Source organism: Pseudomonas sp. NBRC 111139 (genome assembly GCF_001753955.1).
Classification (GTDB): Bacteria; Pseudomonadota; Gammaproteobacteria; order Pseudomonadales; family Pseudomonadaceae; genus Aquipseudomonas; species Aquipseudomonas alloputida.
Window position 1 is genome coordinate 1 of the sequence record NZ_BCBP01000104.1, and the last position, 14,391, is coordinate 14,391.

The following is a 14,391-nucleotide window of genomic DNA, read 5'->3' on the forward strand; positions in this document are numbered from 1 at the left end:
GAGCAAGAGCAAGAGCAAGAGCAAGAGCAAGAGCAAGAGCAAAAGCAAAAGCAAAAGCAAAAGCAAAAGCTGGAGCTGGAGCTGGAGCTGGAGCAAAAGCGACTGCCACGCATGGCATCACTTCCTCAAAGGATCATCCCAGAAATGCCGCTCGGCCTCTTGCTGGATATCCGCCCGACTCAACCCCAAGTCGCGCAAGGTTGCATCACTGAGGCTGGCCAGTTCCTGACGCTGACGGTACAACTCCAGCCAGCGCGCCGGACGCTGCAAGGCCGCATGCCACAGGTAGCTCAGGGAAAAGGCAGGTTGCTGGATGCTGCTGACATGACCTTTCATCGTGAAGCCCTCCGTGTTGATGGCCTCAGTCTCACGCCAGGCATAAGATCAATCCAACGAATGTTTCTGATGCAATGCATCTCGGAGATTGATGCAATGTCCCAGTACCAGAGCCTCGACGCGGATGTCCTGCGCACCTTCGTCGCCATTGCCGAGCAAGGCGGCTTTACCCGCGCAGGCGAAGTGGTCAACCGCACCCAGTCAGCGGTCAGCATGCAGATGAAACGCCTGGAAGAAGACATTCTGCAGCGCCAGCTATTCGAACGTGATGGCCGTCAGGTGCGGCTGACCGCCGAAGGCCAGGTACTGCTGGGGTATGCCCGACGCATTCTCAAGTTGCATGGCGAGGTGTTCAACACCCTGCGCATGCCACACATGGTTGGGCTGGTGCGCATCGGCACACCAGACGACTACGCCATGCGCTTCCTGCCGACCATCTTGTCGAGCTTTGCCCAAGCCTACCCGCTGGTGCAGGTGGAAGTGCATTGCGATTCGTCCAAGCAGTTGATGCTGCGCCAGGACCTGGACCTGACCATCGTCACCCGCGAGCCCGGCAACGAGATTGGCCAGTTGCTACGCCAGGAACGCCTGGTGTGGGCCGCGGCAGAAGGCTTTTGCCCGCACGAACAGCGGCCGATGCCGGTGGCGCTGTTCAACACCGACTGCTTCTGTCGCGCCTGGACCTGCAATGCGCTGGAGGCACAGGGCATCGATTACCGTATTGCCTACACCAGCCCAAGCCTGGCGGCGATCTTTGCCATCGTCACCGCCGGGCTGGCAGTGACCGCGCAGCTGCAGAGCCTGATCGGGGGCAACATCCGCATTCTGGGTGAGAGCGAAGGGCTGCCACAGTTGCCCATGGCCAATGTAATGCTGGTGCGCAGTACGCAGACCCCCTCGCCAATCACCGACTGCATGGCCGACTACATCGTTGAGGGTTTCAAGTGATCGGGGGCCGAAAAACGGCCCCAACCTCTCAAAGCTCAAACCCCAGCATCACCGCACAGACCACCAGGAACACACAGAACATCGCCCGCAATACCTTCTCCGGCAACGCGTGGGCCAGCTTCACGCCCCAGCTGATGCTGAGCAAGCCCCCCACCGCCAAGGGAATCCCCACCCCCCAGTCAACACTATGGTGCACGCCATAGGTCACCAGCGTGACCAAGGTACTCGGCGCCGCCAGCGCCAGTGACAGCCCCTGCGCCACCACCTGAGTAGCGCCGAACACACTGGTCAGGATCGGCGTGGCCACCACGGCCCCACCCACCCCGAACAAGCCGCCCATGGTGCCGGCAAAGCTGCCCAGCACACCCAGCCACGGCCAGGCATGACGCAGCTCAGCACTCGGCGGCGACACCTTCATGAACATCCGCACCACGTTCCACACCGCCAACGCTACCAGGAAGCCGACAAAACCCAGGCGCATGGAATGCGCATCAAGCCCCACCGCCCAGATCGACCCCAGCCAGGCAAACAAGAAGCTGCACGCCGACAGCGGCAACGCATGGCGCAACGCGATGCGGTTGCGCTGGTGATACCGCCACAGCGCCAGCAGCACATTGGGCACCACCATCACCAACGCGGTCCCCTGCGCCAACTGCTGGTCCAGGCCAAACAGCACGCCCAATGCCGGAATCGCAATCAGCCCGCCACCAATGCCGAACAAGCCCCCCATGGTGCCCAGGGCAGCGCCCAGCACGATATACAACAACCACTCGATCATCAGGGCCTCGTCCGCCTGTACCAATAATGCGAGCATGCTAACGAGTGTGCGCTGGCGGGGAAACGCACAGCAGCGCACAATGGCTGTGCGTTTTTCGCAAAAGCAAGGCAGCCATGAACCCCGATACCCTGACCGACCAATTGAGCCTGTTCCTCGATGTGCTGGAAACCGGCAGCTTTTCTGCCGCCGCCCGTCGCCACCCGCTGACCCCGTCTGCGGTAGCACGGCGCATCGACAACCTGGAAAGCGCCGTCGGCAGCCGCCTGTTCACCCGCAGCACCCACGCGGTGCGGGCCACGCCTGCAGGCAACGCCTTTGCCGAGCGGGCCAGGCGCATCATCGAGGAGTTGCGCCTGGCCCGGGCTGAAGCGGTGTCACTGAGCAATGCCCCGGAAGGCCTGATCCGCATCGACGCCCCTGCCGCGTTTGGCCGCCGCCACCTGGCCCCGGCCATTGCCGACTTCCTGGTGGCCTACCCGGGCCTGGACGTGCAACTGCGGTTGATCGACAGCTTCGTCGACCTGCAGGGCAGCCACCTGGGCGAGGTCGACCTGGTGCTGCGCGCCGGCCCCTTGGCCGACACCCGTCTGGTCGCCACGCCGCTCGCCTACATGGTGCGCATTGCCTGCGCCAGCCCCGCCTACCTGGCCAGCCGCGGCATCCCCACCTGCCCCAGCGAACTGCCCGGGCATGACGGGCTGGACTGGGATGGCCTGGCGCCGCCGTTCGCCTGGCGCTTCAGTGTGGCCGGGCAAACCCGCCTGTACCGCCCCGCGCGCATGCGCATGGCCGCCAACAATGCCGAAACCCTGCTGTTCGGCGCCCTCGCCGGCCTGGGGATAGCCCACCTGCCCACCTGGCTGATCAGTGAATACCTGCTGCGCGGCGAGCTGATCCCGTTGTTTTGCGACGGCGGCATGCCTGAAGCCGAGACCAGCGGCATTTACGCGCTACGCCTGGCACATGAAACGAACTCTCGCAGCCGTTTGCTGCTCGAATTCCTCAAGAGCCGCTTCAGCCCGATTCCACCCTGGGACCTGGCCTTGCGCAGTGAACTGCGCGATTAATTCGCGCACTGATGATCAGCGTGCCAGAATTTTCCATTGATGACTTTCAAGGACCTGCATGAACGCCGACACCCAAGCCTCCTGTGACGAGCTGCTGCTGGACAACCAGGTCTGTTTCGCCCTGCACTCCACCTCGTTGCTGATGACCAAGGTCTACAAGCCGCTGCTGCAGGCGCTGGGCCTGACCTACCCGCAATACCTTGCCATGCTCGTGCTCTGGGAGCGTGACGGCCTGACCGTGGGCGAAATCAGCCAGCACCTGCTGACCGACCCAGGCTCGCTGACCCCGCTGCTCAAGCGCCTGGAAAGCGAAGGCCTGTTGCAGCGCAACCGCAGCCGCGAAGATGAACGGGTAGTGATGGTACAGCTGACCGACAAAGGCCGCGCCCTGCAACAGCAGGCCAAACAGGTGCCGCAATGCATTCTCAAGGCCAGCGGGCGGAGCCTTGAGCAGTTGCAGAAACTGCAAGCCGACCTGCTGAACCTGCGCGAAAACCTGCAGAAAAACCTCTGAGCGCTATGCTGTGAAATGGCCGTTCCGATGAACGGCGATGATTTATCTTGCGCACTAACTAATTGCGCGCTAATTTAAATCCCACACCAACCCCCGCCCTCCTGCAAACGGGAGCGCACAGCACATTAGCGAGGCTCAAGATGCAAAAGGTCACTCCGCTGTACATCGCAGAAGCAACCTCCACCGGTGGGCGCGACGGCAAATCCCGCTCCAGCGACGGCAAGCTGGAAGTCAAGCTCAGCACCCCCAAAGAGCTGGGCGGCGCGGGCGGTGACGGCACCAACCCCGAGCAGATGTTCGCCGCCGGTTACTCGGCCTGCTTCATCGGCGCCTTGAAGTTCGTGGCCGGGCAAGAGAAGAAAGCCCTGCCGGCAGATGCCTCGATCACCGCCAAGGTGGGCATCGGCCAGATCCCGGGCGGTTTCGGCCTGGACATCGACCTGCTCATCAACCTGCCGGGCCTGGCACAGGCCGATGCCGAAGGGCTGGTGGAAAAGGCGCATCAGGTTTGCCCGTACTCCAATGCCACCCGCGGTAATGTGGATGTGCGCCTGCACGTAACCGTCTAAGGCGCAAAGGCTGGCGCGATCCCCTGTGGGAGCACAAGCACGCGCTGAGGATTGGGAAAACACAGGCATAAAAAAACCCGGCTTGCGCCGGGTTTTTTGCGTCTCGCAAGAAGCATTACTTCTTGGAACGGCCTTTGAAGCTGTTGTCGCGAGTGTCGATGTCGATCCACTCGTCGATCTGGATGAAGTCGGCAACCGAGATCTCGGTACCGTTCGCCAGCTTGGCAGGCTTCATGACTTTGCCGGAGGTGTCACCGCGAGCAGCGTTCTCGGTGTAGACAACTTTACGGCTGATGGTGGTCGGCAGCTCAACCGACACCAGACGGCCTTCGAAGAACACGGCTTCGCAGACGTCTTCCATGCCTTCTTCGATGTACGGCAGAACGGCTTCGATGTCCTCGGCGTTCAGCTCGTACATGGTGTAGTCGGTGGTGTCCATGAAGGTGTACTCGTCACCATTGATGAACGACAGGGTCGCTTCTTTGCGATCCAGGATCACGTCGTCCAGCTTGTCGTCCGCACCGTATACGGTTTCGGTCTTGTAGCCGGTCAGCAGGTTCTTCAGCTTGGTCTTCATGATCGCGCTGTTACGGCCCGACTTGGTGAACTCAGCTTTTTGAACCAGCCACGGGTCGTTGTCGATCCGCAGTACGGTACCGGGTTTCAGTTCTTTACCAGTTTTCATTACGAAGTATCCGAATCTGGATGGATTTATAAAAATCGAGGCCGCGTATCATAGCGAATTTCGGTAAAAGTGTACTAGCGCTTCGGCAAGGTCCGGCTGAGCGGCCTGTCGCGCCCCCCAAAGGCGGGCATGCTGCTGCAGTTCCGGCCAATGCTGGCGGGCCGCCCGCCAGGCCTGGCCCATGTCGATATTCATGTTCCAGGCACGCCACAGGCCCAGTAGGGCTGCATCGGCATCGTCTGACAGGCCGCAGCGATAATGCGCGAGGAACGCTTCGAGTTTTTCCCAATGGGCATTCTCGTCCTGCACATAGATGTGCCACAGCATCGGCTGCCCCGCCCACTGCGCACGCACGAACGAGTCTTCGCCACGCACGGCATTGAAATCGCAGCTCCATAACAGCCGGTCGAAGTCGTCCTGGCTGACGAAAGGCAGCACCTGAACGGTCAGCGCCCCACGGGTGCGCACATCACCCACGTGCAGCGGCCCCTCGCCCAACCACTGGCTGAGCCCCGCGACGATGCGCCCTTGCGGGACCAACAGGTGGCAGGCCTGGTCAGCTGTAGCCAGGGCATCAAGCCAGTTGCCCAGCTGCGGGTTTTCATAGGCAAACAGCGAGATCAGCAGCGCATCCGGCACAAGGTCTACACCAAGCCCCTGCAAAAAGGCACGGCGCGCCTCCGCCGACTGCTGGAACGCGTCACGCCGGGCCAGCAGCGAACCCTCGCGCAGCAAACCACCCGTTTTGTCGGTAAAGCCCGGGAAGAAAAATACCTTGCGTAAACCGTTGGGCTGCGGCGAAGGCAAACCATGGCAACCCTCCACCCAGTCCTCGGCACTCAGGTACTCGAGGTTGAGCCAGAGCGGCGGCTGCGGAAGGGCGCGCATGGCTTCGACATACGCCGCGGGCAACTGGCAGGCGAACGCGCCGATCACCACATCGGCCGGCGCCACCGGCAACCACGCTGCCGGCCAGTGGCGCACATCCACGCCGTGTTGCCACTGTTGGGCCGCCGTGGCATCGGCGCCAGGGCACATGGGCGTGAAAGCGTTGAGGTCATCCACCCACAGGCGCACCGCCAGGCCGTGCTCGGCCACCAACTGCCGGGCCAGGCGCCAGGTCACGCCAATATCGCCGTAGTTGTCGACGACGCTGCAGAAGATGTCCCAGGTGGCTTTCATGCGCCCCTCCCGTGCGGGTGCAAAAACAGCGAATTCTGCGCATAAATTGGCGCAGACAAAAGCACCTGCGCAGAAAAATGCCCAAGCGCATGCGACAATGCCCCCCTACCACGCTGCCAGGAGGCTGCCATGCCGCGCCACCGTGAATTGAAGATCACCCTCAAGCCGTTGCCGTTGATCATGTGCGTTGCCTTGGGCCTGTGGCTGGGCGCCATGGCCATTGCCGCGAGCCTGTGGCTGGCCCAGCAGTTGTGGCCACAGCAGGTGCAACCTCTGGCCCAGGTGGTAGCCCCGCATGCAGACCGCCCCGTTGCAACGCCTGCACCGGCCACTGCCCAGGATGCCCAGGATGCCCAGGCCGAGATGTTCGAACGCTACAAGGACATCCTGCACAAACAGGCGCTGCAACAGGCCGCCGATGCCGCCCAAGGCAACCCGCGCAACCTCAACAGCCCCAAGTGCCAGTTCTGGCTGCAGCAAAACCGTACCGCGCCCACCGAAAAAAGCCAGGCCAACGTGCTGGAGTTCTGTTACTGACCATGGACAAGCCCCACCTGCTGGCGCTGATTGTCGCCACCCTCGCGCATGACCTGGACGTGCTGACCCGCGCGGCGCAAACCGCCTACGAGGCCGCCACCGCCGAAGAGAACATTGCCGAGAACAAGTATGACACGCTGGGCCTGGAGGCCTCGTACCTGGCCACCGGCCAGGCCCGCCGCAGTGCCGAGATCCGCCAGGCGCTGGTGATCTACCAGCAGTTGCTGCTGCGTGATTACGACCCAGCGCGCGGTGTGCAGGTAAGCAACCTGGTGACCCTGGAAAATGAAGATGGCGCGCAACGCCAGCTGTTTCTCGGGCCTGAGGCAGCGGGGTTGAAGATTGGCGAGGGTGACGGACTGGTGACGGTGATTACCCCACGATCGCCGCTGGGGCAGCAACTGCTGGGCAAGCGCGTGGATGACGAGGTGAACCTGGGCGCACAGGTATCGTTCATTGTCGATGTTGTCTGAACCGGCCTCTTCGCGGGCGCGGGCGGGCCCGCAAAAGGGCCGGCACAGGCAATAATTCTCTAAAGGGCCTGCAAGGCATCGAACCGCCCCGCCAGCCCCTGTTCGGCAAACTGCTGCACCACAAAATCGATGAACGCCCGGGTCTTGCCCGGCAACAGCTTGTGCTCGGCGAAATACAGGCTGATATGCCCATCGTCCACATACCAGTCCGGCAACACCCGCAGCAGGCGCCCGGCCAGCAAGTAGGGCACGGCAAACGGCAGGCTCACCAGGGCAATGCCCAGCGCCTGCTCGGCCACCGCGCACGCCGCGTCCGAATCGCTCATGGTCATCGCCTGACGCAATTGCAGCGGCTGCTGCGCCTGCCAACGGCTGGTCAACGGCCACGAGCGCACCCGCCCGGTCTGCGGTGACCGCACCAGGATGCCGTCATGGCGTTGCAGCGCCTGCGGGTCTTCTATCGGCGCGTGCCGCTGCAGATAGGCCGGCGCCGCCACCAACACCCGGTGCGCGGGGGTCAGCTTGCGCGCCACCACCCCTGGCGGCAGTTCGAAACCACCGCCAATCGCTGCATCGAAACCCTGGCCGATCAGGTCGACCTGGCGGTTGTCGAAATGCCAATCCGGGGTAATCGCCGGGTAACGGCGCAAGAATTCCCCCAGCAACGGCAACACGTACAAACGCCCGAACACCGTGCCCATACTCACCCGTAACGACCCGGCCGGCTGGCCTTCTGCACTGGCCAGGTTGGCCACGGCGTACTGAATGGTGCGAAAGCTGTCACTGACCTCGCCAAGAAAACGCTGCCCCGCTTCGGTCAAGGTCAGCTTGCGGGTACTACGCTGGAACAACCGCACACCCAGGCGCGCTTCCAGCTGCGCAACGTGCTTACCCACGGCAGCCGGGGTAAGGCTCAGGCGCCTGGCGGCTTCGGCAAAACTGCCGACCTCGGCACTGCGGATGAAGCACTCCAACGCGCTGAATGATTCCATGGCCATAATTAGCAACCAAAGGTTTACTCTGCTGATAGTGATTACCATCTTATCAGTAGGCAATCGAGCGCCGATACTGTGCCCATCCAAGGCATTTCGGCCTGGCTTCCAGCAGGAGAACAGCATGTCCAAGCAACTTACACTCGAAGGCAAAGTGGCCCTGGTTCAGGGCGGTTCCCGAGGCATTGGCGCAGCCATCGTGCGGCGCCTGGCCCGCGAAGGCGCGCAAGTGGCCTTCACCTATGTCAGCTCTGCCGGCCCGGCCGAAGAACTGGCCCGGGAAATTACCGAAAACGGCGGCAAAGCCTTGGCCCTGCGGGCTGACAGCGCTGATGCCGCGGCCGTGCAACTGGCGGTGGATGACACCGTAAAAGCCTTGGGCCGGCTGGATATCCTGGTCAACAACGCCGGCGTGCTGGCAGTGGCCCCGGTGACAGAGTTCGACCTGGCCGACTTCGATCGCATGCTGGCCGTGAACGTACGCAGCGTGTTCGTCGCCAGCCAGGCCGCCGCACGCTATATGGGCCAGGGGGGTCGTATCATCAACATTGGCAGCACCAACGCTGAACGCATGCCGTTTGCCGGTGGTGCACCGTACGCCATGAGCAAGTCGGCACTGGTTGGCCTGACCCGCGGCATGGCACGCGACCTCGGGCCGCAGGGCATTACCGTGAACAATGTGCAGCCCGGCCCAGTGGACACCGACATGAACCCGGCCAGTGGCGAGTTTGCCGAGAGCCTGATTCCGCTGATGGCCATTGGGCGGTATGGCGAGCCGGAGGAGATTGCCAGCTTTGTGGCATACCTGGCCGGGCCTGAAGCCGGGTACATCACCGGGGCCAGCCTGACTGTGGATGGTGGGTTTGCAGCCTGATTGAATGGTTGCCTGTGCCGCGACAACGCCGGCACAGGCTTAGCCTTTCTGTGCCCCCAGGCACTGTTCCATCACGTCCAGAAAAGCCCGGGCAGCCGGTGTGGGGCTGGACGACCACACCGCATACAAGTGCCGCACCGGGGCATCCACCAACCGCGCCACTGCCACCCCTTCGATGCCTTGAGCCACCCGCTCGGGCACCAGGCCGACGGCCATGCCCCGCTGCACGAATTTCTCCACCAGACGAACATGCCCGATCTCGAACTGCACCCGACGCTGCAACCCCACTGCTTCAAACGCCTCGTCGGTCTGGCGTCGCGCCCCGGTGCCTTCGGGGAAGTCCACCAACACCTCACCTGCCAGGTCAGCCAGCGCCAGTTGTGCCCTGCCCGCCAGGCGATGCCCCAACGGCAACACCGCCACCAGTTCTTCCCGGGCCAGCAACCGATGCTGCACCCCCTGCACCACCTCGCCCTGCCACAGCCCGATAAAACCCACGTCCAGGCGCCGCTCGAGCACATCAGCAATCAGCAATTCGCTCTTGGCCGTGAGCCAGCGTACATCCACATCCGGGAAACGACCGTGAAACACCGCCAACAGGTCGACCAGGTCCAGCGCGGTGAGCGAGCTGATTTCACCAATCGCCAGCCGCCCGCGCACCTGGCCGCAGGCCGCTGCCACGTCATCGGCAATGCGCCGGGCCGCCTCCACCGCGGGCCGTGCACTGAGTACAAAGGCTTCCCCCGCAGGTGTCAGGCGTACCCGCCGCGAACTACGCTCGAACAGGCTCACCCCCAGCTGCGTCTCCAGCCGCGCCACTTGATGGCTAAGGGCCGACTGCACCACATGGCAGCGCTCCGCCGCGCGGGTAAAACTGCCGGTGTCGGCCACGGCAAGGGCATATTCGAGCTGCTTGAGGTTCATCGATCTATCTGATTTCAAGATGAATAGGTTGAAAACTATACATTGGTGTCATGCCTGACACTTCCTGATAATCATCACCACACACCACTGCCCCCACGAGAACTGCATGCACCCCCCCACTCTCAGCCGCGCCTTGATCCTGCTGATGGCTACCGCCACAGGCCTGGCCGTGGCCAGCAACTATTACGCCCAACCGCTGCTGCACAGCATCGCCCAGCAGTTTGGCTTGAGCACCGCCAGCGCCGGCAGCATCGTGATTGCCGCGCAGCTCAGCTATGGCGCCGGCCTGTTACTGCTGGCACCGCTGGGCGACCTGTTCGAGCAGCGCCGGCTGATTACCGTGATGACCGTTGTCTCCACCCTGGGCCTGGTCATCAGCGCCTGTGCACCCAGCCTGCCCTGGCTGCTGCTCGGCACGGCGCTGACCGGGCTGTTCTCGGTGGTGGCACAGATCCTCGTGCCGATGGCAGCGACCCTGAGCGAGCCGCATCAGCGTGGGCGCGCGGTCGGCACGCTGATGAGCGGCCTGCTGCTGGGCATCCTGCTGGCGCGTACTGCTGCCGGCTTCATGGCCGAGCTGGGTGGCTGGCGCAGTATCTACGTGCTGGCCGCCGTGCTGATGGCAGTTACCGCCGTGGCGCTGTACCGCAGCCTGCCACAGCACCACAGCCACGCCGGGCTGAAATACCCGGCACTGATCGGCTCCGTGTTCCGTCTGTTCATCGAAGAACCCGTGCTGCGCCTGCGCTCGCTGCTCGGTCTGTTGGCATTCAGCCTGTTCGCCCTGTTCTGGACACCCCTGGCGTTTCTGCTGGCGAAAGGCCCCTACCACTATTCGGATGCAGTGATCGGCCTGTTCGGCCTGGCCGGTGCGGCGGGTGCGTTGTCGGCTAACTGGGCCGGGCGCCTGGCAGACCGCGGCAAGGGCGCGCTGGGTACCACCGTGGGCCTGGTGGTGTTGCTGCTGTCGTGGGTGCCGCTGGGGTTTGCCGAACAGTCGCTGCTCGCCTTGCTGCTGGGCGTGCTGATGCTCGACCTGGCGGTACAACTGGTGCATGTGAGCAACCAGAACGCAGTGATCGCCCTGCGGCCCGAGGCACGCACGCGGCTGAATGCCGGTTATATCACCTGCTACTTCATTGGCGGGGCGCTTGGGTCGTTGCTGGGCACGCAGCTGTTCCAGCGCCAGGGCTGGATGGGGATCGTGGTGGCCGGGCTGGTGATTGGCGGGCTGGCGTTGCTGGCCTGGGGATGGGCCGAACGCAAGCGCAAGAACACCTTGCAGGTGGCCTGAAGATGCTTGCTGGATTCTTCGCGGGCACGCCCGCTCCCACAGGTGCCTCACAAACCTCAGGGCAGTGATACGCCTGTGGGTACGGGCATACCCGTGAAGAGGCCAGCCACGGCGACAAAGTACCGCACTACCCTCCGTCGCAATGCCGTTGACTTGCCTGCCGGGGCAGCGCTCATTAAGCGCTGGAATGCCCTTTCCCTGACAGGATGAATTTATGACAAGACTCACGGTACAGTCCGGCGATTTCTTGCAAGGTGAAGGCGAGTATCGCAATGGATCGCTCACACTCAAGACCGCGCGCAGCCCCTCACCCGGTGAGCGGATTTCCCTGGCACGCATCAGCGACTTGCGGCTGGCCAGCCTGGAAACCAACCGCAGCCTTGGCAGCGCCTTGGGCTGGGGCGTGGCCGGCGCCCTGGTGGCAGGCCCAGTAGGGCTGCTGGCCGGGCTGTGGTTGGGTGGCAAGGAAGAAGAAGCAACCTTTCTGGCCACCTTCAAGGATGGACGCAAGCTGATGGCCATTACCGATGGCAAGACCTGGTCGAAGATCGATGACAACTGGCGGCAGCACAAGCGGCCGATCAAGACAGGCTGACTGAATACGCCGGGCCTGGATCGTTTTATGTAGAGGGCGGCTGGTAAGATGCCGCCTTTTTCATGGCCTGTGCCGGCCTCTTCGCGGGTAAACCCGCTCCTACAGGGGTATCACCAACCGGTGTATCACCACCTGGTGCATCACCAACCGGTGTATCGCCACCCGGTGCATCACCAACGGGTGTATCGCCGCCCGGTGCATCACCAACGGGTGTATCCCAACCGGTGTACCACCAACCAGTGTAGGAGCGGGTTTACCCGCGAAAGGGCCAGTACAGGTATCGCGCATCCAGGAGCCCCACCGCATGCCCCCGCATCACCCCCGCCTGCCCCTGAGCCTGCTCAGCCTGGGCCTGGCCCTGCAGTGCCCCTCTGTGTTTGCCGAAGACAGCGTGATGCTGGCCCCGTTGCAGGTCTCCGACACCTACGCCAATGATGGCTACCAGGCACGCCAGGCCGCTGTGGGCGGCTTCCAGCCCGCGCCACTGCTCGACACCCCCGCCTCTGTCAGCGTGTTCAGCCAGCAGTTGCTGGAAGACCGCCAGGTACGCAAGCTTAGCGAAGTGTTGCAAAGTGATGCCTCGGTCGGCGAAAGCTATGCCCCCATCGGCTACTACGAAAACTTCAATGTGCGCGGCTTCGAGCTGAACGCCGCCAGTAGCTATCGCATCAATGGCCAGACCATTGCCGGCGAACAGAACGTAGCCCTGGAAAACAAGCAGCAGGTGGAATTGCTCAAGGGCCTGTCCGGGCTGCAGACCGGCGTGTCGGAGCCGGGCGGCTTGATCAACTATGTGACCAAGCGGGCCCAAGACATACGCAGCGTCACGGTATCGACCAACGAACAGGGCGAACGCTATCTGGCCACCGACCTTGGCGGCTGGTTCGGCAGCGAAAAGCAGTTCGGCCTGCGCGCCAACCTGGCCCATGAAGACATCCGCACCTACGTCGACCACGCTGACGGCAAGCGCGACTTCGCCTCGCTGGCATTCGACTGGCAGATCAACCCGGATGCCACCCTGCAGCTGGATGCCGAGTATCAACACCGCGAACAGTCGTCGGTGCCGGGTTACCAGCTGCTCGGAGGCACTGAAGTGCCACACGGCGTCGACCCGGAAGACCGCCTGGCCTACCAGCATTGGGCAAAGCCCGTGCAGAACGACTCACTGAACCTGGGCGGCCGCTTCGAATACCGCTTCAACGATACCTGGACCGGCACCTTGAGCGCCTCCCGCAGCAAAGTGGTGATCGACGACTACAGCGCGTTTGCCTGGGGTTCGAGCGAGGGGGCGTTTTTCGGCAGCAATGGCGACTACGACATCTATGACTTCCGCAGCCCCGACGATACCCGCCGTACCGACGAGGCACAGGCCATGCTCAACGGGCACTTCGATGCGCTGGGCGTAGGGCACGAGCTGACCGTGGGTACCAGTGCGCAGCGACGCACACTGGATCAGCGCCCCAGCTATATGGAATGGGTCGGCACCGGCAACATCAACACCGGCGCCCCTGCATTCGACCCGTCCGACAAACCCGTAGGCGCCAGCGAGCGCCGACTGGACAGCCGTCAGTACGGCTTGTTCGTCAGCGATCGAATCAGCTTCAACGAGCAATGGCAGACCGTGCTGGGTGCCCGTGAAGTGCGCCTGGATGAAAAGACCTGGGACGAGAACGGCATAGCCGGGCGCCATACCCGCCAATACGAGCTGCTGCCCAATGCTGCAGTTATCTATAAGCTGCAGCCGAACACCACTGTATATGCGAGCTACGCCAAAGGGCTGTCTGCAGGCGGTACCGCACCATTTTCCACTGAGAACAGATTCGAGATCCTTGCACCCACCACCTCCCGCCAACTTGAACTTGGCCTCAAGCACGACTGGCAAGGCCTGAGCCTGAGTGCCGCCCTGTTCCAGATCCGCCAGGCTTACCAGTACGCGCGCCCGGACGGCACCGGCAACTTCACCTACGTGCAGCAAGGCCAGCAGAAAAATACCGGCCTGGAACTGGGTGCCAGCGGCCGGGTGACCCCGAACCTGCAGGTACAGGCCAGTGCGGCAGCCATTCGGGCGCGGGTGCAGAACAGCGGCACCGAAGCCTACGAAGGGCACCAGGCGATCAACGTGCCTAAATTCCGGGCGGCGCTGCATGCGGAATATGCCCTGCCGGTTCCGGGGCTGGCGCTGCTTGGCGGGGCGCGGTATAGCGCCAGCAAGTATGCGAGCCAGGCGGGCAATGTGGAGGTTGGCGGTTATACCGTGTTCGACCTTGGCAGCCGCTACAGTACCCGTGTTGCCGGGTATGACACGGTGCTGCGGCTGACGGTGGATAACGTGCTGGACAAGCGATACTGGCGCGATGTGGGCGATTACCTGGGGGATAACTACCTGTTCCAGGGGGCACCGCGTACCGCTCGGCTTTCGGCTTCGATCAGCTTCTAGATTGCCGGGGCCGCTCTGCGGCCCTTTCGCGACACAAGGCCGCTCCCACAGGTGTGGACTGCCCCCAAGGGTTGGATTGGTGTCCAACTTCTTGGGGGCACTCCAATTGCCCGTGGGAGCAACTGTCTTGCTCAATTTCTAAAAGCTGGCGCGATGGGCTGCGCAGCAGCCCCAATGGCCTTGAAA

General features: G+C 63.0%; 16 protein-coding genes. 10 read left to right on the forward strand and 6 right to left on the reverse strand.

Annotated features, from left to right (window positions below; genetic code table 11):
* Positions 1 to 117 precede the first annotated feature (117 nt).
* Positions 118 to 336, reverse strand: coding sequence for a DUF1127 domain-containing protein (locus tag BJQ17_RS28070; RefSeq protein ID WP_014591954.1), 219 nt, complete (start codon positions 334 to 336; stop codon positions 118 to 120).
* 96 nt (positions 337 to 432) lie between these two features.
* Between BJQ17_RS28070 and BJQ17_RS28075 the strand changes: the two genes are divergently transcribed.
* A complete protein-coding gene (locus BJQ17_RS28075) occupies positions 433 to 1,284 on the forward strand; it encodes a LysR substrate-binding domain-containing protein (protein WP_003252879.1) in 852 nt (283 codons plus the stop codon).
* A gap of 28 nt (positions 1,285 to 1,312) precedes the next feature.
* On the opposite strand, the gene BJQ17_RS28080 is transcribed toward BJQ17_RS28075, so the two are convergent.
* On the reverse strand, positions 1,313 to 2,062 hold the full coding sequence (locus BJQ17_RS28080) for a sulfite exporter TauE/SafE family protein (protein WP_003252877.1): 750 nt from the start codon (positions 2,060 to 2,062) through the stop codon (positions 1,313 to 1,315).
* A 113-nt stretch (positions 2,063 to 2,175) separates the two neighbouring features.
* On the opposite strand from BJQ17_RS28080, the gene BJQ17_RS28085 reads away from it, so the two are divergent.
* From BJQ17_RS28085 to BJQ17_RS28095, 3 genes are all read left to right on the forward strand, one after another.
* Complete coding sequence (locus BJQ17_RS28085; protein ID WP_003252875.1) at positions 2,176 to 3,129, forward strand: LysR family transcriptional regulator; 954 nt, start codon at positions 2,176 to 2,178, stop codon at positions 3,127 to 3,129.
* 58 nt (positions 3,130 to 3,187) lie between these two features.
* Positions 3,188 to 3,643 (forward strand): MarR family winged helix-turn-helix transcriptional regulator, encoded by a 456-nt coding sequence (locus tag BJQ17_RS28090; RefSeq protein WP_003252873.1) that lies wholly within the window; start codon positions 3,188 to 3,190, stop codon positions 3,641 to 3,643.
* A 140-nt stretch (positions 3,644 to 3,783) separates the two neighbouring features.
* On the forward strand, positions 3,784 to 4,212 hold the full coding sequence (locus tag BJQ17_RS28095) for an organic hydroperoxide resistance protein (protein ID WP_003252872.1): 429 nt from the start codon (positions 3,784 to 3,786) through the stop codon (positions 4,210 to 4,212).
* 115 nt (positions 4,213 to 4,327) lie between these two features.
* On the opposite strand, the gene efp is transcribed toward BJQ17_RS28095, so the two are convergent.
* Both efp and earP read right to left on the reverse strand, forming a co-directional pair.
* Entirely contained in the window at positions 4,328 to 4,897 is a 570-nt protein-coding gene (gene efp / locus BJQ17_RS28100) for an elongation factor P (RefSeq protein ID WP_003252871.1), read from the reverse strand.
* 48 nt (positions 4,898 to 4,945) lie between these two features.
* Positions 4,946 to 6,079: an elongation factor P maturation arginine rhamnosyltransferase EarP gene (earP, locus tag BJQ17_RS28105; RefSeq protein WP_003252869.1), complete on the reverse strand. Its 1,134-nt coding sequence runs from the start codon at positions 6,077 to 6,079 to the stop codon at positions 4,946 to 4,948.
* 129 nt (positions 6,080 to 6,208) lie between these two features.
* Between earP and BJQ17_RS28110 the strand changes: the two genes are divergently transcribed.
* Both BJQ17_RS28110 and BJQ17_RS28115 read left to right on the forward strand, forming a co-directional pair.
* Complete coding sequence (locus BJQ17_RS28110) at positions 6,209 to 6,616, forward strand: hypothetical protein (protein ID WP_003252867.1); 408 nt, start codon at positions 6,209 to 6,211, stop codon at positions 6,614 to 6,616.
* Between the two features lie 2 nt (positions 6,617 to 6,618).
* The gene (locus BJQ17_RS28115) at positions 6,619 to 7,089 is read left to right on the forward strand and encodes a GreA/GreB family elongation factor (protein WP_004577091.1); all 471 of its coding nucleotides are present in this window, start codon (positions 6,619 to 6,621) and stop codon (positions 7,087 to 7,089) included.
* Between the two features lie 59 nt (positions 7,090 to 7,148).
* On the opposite strand, the gene BJQ17_RS28120 is transcribed toward BJQ17_RS28115, so the two are convergent.
* On the reverse strand, positions 7,149 to 8,087 hold the full coding sequence (locus tag BJQ17_RS28120; RefSeq protein ID WP_019752255.1) for a LysR family transcriptional regulator: 939 nt from the start codon (positions 8,085 to 8,087) through the stop codon (positions 7,149 to 7,151).
* A 118-nt stretch (positions 8,088 to 8,205) separates the two neighbouring features.
* Between BJQ17_RS28120 and BJQ17_RS28125 the strand changes: the two genes are divergently transcribed.
* Positions 8,206 to 8,955 carry a 3-oxoacyl-ACP reductase family protein gene (locus tag BJQ17_RS28125; protein ID WP_003252861.1) on the forward strand — a complete coding sequence of 250 codons (750 nt, stop codon included), beginning with the start codon at positions 8,206 to 8,208 and terminating at the stop codon, positions 8,953 to 8,955.
* A gap of 39 nt (positions 8,956 to 8,994) precedes the next feature.
* Here the strand turns inward: BJQ17_RS28125 and BJQ17_RS28130 are convergent, their stop codons facing one another.
* Positions 8,995 to 9,879 (reverse strand): LysR family transcriptional regulator, encoded by an 885-nt coding sequence (locus BJQ17_RS28130; protein ID WP_014754113.1) that lies wholly within the window; start codon positions 9,877 to 9,879, stop codon positions 8,995 to 8,997.
* A gap of 106 nt (positions 9,880 to 9,985) precedes the next feature.
* Here BJQ17_RS28130 and BJQ17_RS28135 point away from each other — a divergent pair, with 106 nt between their 5' ends.
* From BJQ17_RS28135 to BJQ17_RS28145, 3 genes are all read left to right on the forward strand, one after another.
* On the forward strand, positions 9,986 to 11,173 hold the full coding sequence (locus tag BJQ17_RS28135; RefSeq protein WP_070096933.1) for an MFS transporter: 1,188 nt from the start codon (positions 9,986 to 9,988) through the stop codon (positions 11,171 to 11,173).
* A 214-nt stretch (positions 11,174 to 11,387) separates the two neighbouring features.
* Positions 11,388 to 11,768, forward strand: coding sequence for a hypothetical protein (locus BJQ17_RS28140; RefSeq protein ID WP_003252855.1), 381 nt, complete (start codon positions 11,388 to 11,390; stop codon positions 11,766 to 11,768).
* A gap of 304 nt (positions 11,769 to 12,072) precedes the next feature.
* Positions 12,073 to 14,205 carry a TonB-dependent siderophore receptor gene (locus BJQ17_RS28145; RefSeq protein WP_064614031.1) on the forward strand — a complete coding sequence of 711 codons (2,133 nt, stop codon included), beginning with the start codon at positions 12,073 to 12,075 and terminating at the stop codon, positions 14,203 to 14,205.
* Positions 14,206 to 14,391: the final 186 nt, after the last annotated feature.

Coding starts and splice junctions, on each gene's coding strand:
- BJQ17_RS28125 (WP_003252861.1), top strand. CDS start 8,206: ATGTCCAAGCAACTTACACTCGAAGGCAAAGTGGCCCTGGTTCAGGGC.
- BJQ17_RS28090 (WP_003252873.1), top strand. CDS start 3,188: ATGAACGCCGACACCCAAGCCTCCTGTGACGAGCTGCTGCTGGACAAC.
- BJQ17_RS28120 (WP_019752255.1), bottom strand. CDS start 8,087: ATGGCCATGGAATCATTCAGCGCGTTGGAGTGCTTCATCCGCAGTGCC.
- BJQ17_RS28085 (WP_003252875.1), top strand. CDS start 2,176: ATGAACCCCGATACCCTGACCGACCAATTGAGCCTGTTCCTCGATGTG.
- BJQ17_RS28070 (WP_014591954.1), bottom strand. CDS start 336: ATGAAAGGTCATGTCAGCAGCATCCAGCAACCTGCCTTTTCCCTGAGC.
- BJQ17_RS28130 (WP_014754113.1), bottom strand. CDS start 9,879: ATGAACCTCAAGCAGCTCGAATATGCCCTTGCCGTGGCCGACACCGGC.
- BJQ17_RS28145 (WP_064614031.1), top strand. CDS start 12,073: ATGCCCCCGCATCACCCCCGCCTGCCCCTGAGCCTGCTCAGCCTGGGC.
- BJQ17_RS28075 (WP_003252879.1), top strand. CDS start 433: ATGTCCCAGTACCAGAGCCTCGACGCGGATGTCCTGCGCACCTTCGTC.
- BJQ17_RS28140 (WP_003252855.1), top strand. CDS start 11,388: ATGACAAGACTCACGGTACAGTCCGGCGATTTCTTGCAAGGTGAAGGC.
- BJQ17_RS28115 (WP_004577091.1), top strand. CDS start 6,619: ATGGACAAGCCCCACCTGCTGGCGCTGATTGTCGCCACCCTCGCGCAT.
- efp (WP_003252871.1), bottom strand. CDS start 4,897: ATGAAAACTGGTAAAGAACTGAAACCCGGTACCGTACTGCGGATCGAC.
- BJQ17_RS28080 (WP_003252877.1), bottom strand. CDS start 2,062: ATGATCGAGTGGTTGTTGTATATCGTGCTGGGCGCTGCCCTGGGCACC.
- BJQ17_RS28095 (WP_003252872.1), top strand. CDS start 3,784: ATGCAAAAGGTCACTCCGCTGTACATCGCAGAAGCAACCTCCACCGGT.
- BJQ17_RS28135 (WP_070096933.1), top strand. CDS start 9,986: ATGCACCCCCCCACTCTCAGCCGCGCCTTGATCCTGCTGATGGCTACC.
- BJQ17_RS28110 (WP_003252867.1), top strand. CDS start 6,209: ATGCCGCGCCACCGTGAATTGAAGATCACCCTCAAGCCGTTGCCGTTG.
- earP (WP_003252869.1), bottom strand. CDS start 6,079: ATGAAAGCCACCTGGGACATCTTCTGCAGCGTCGTCGACAACTACGGC.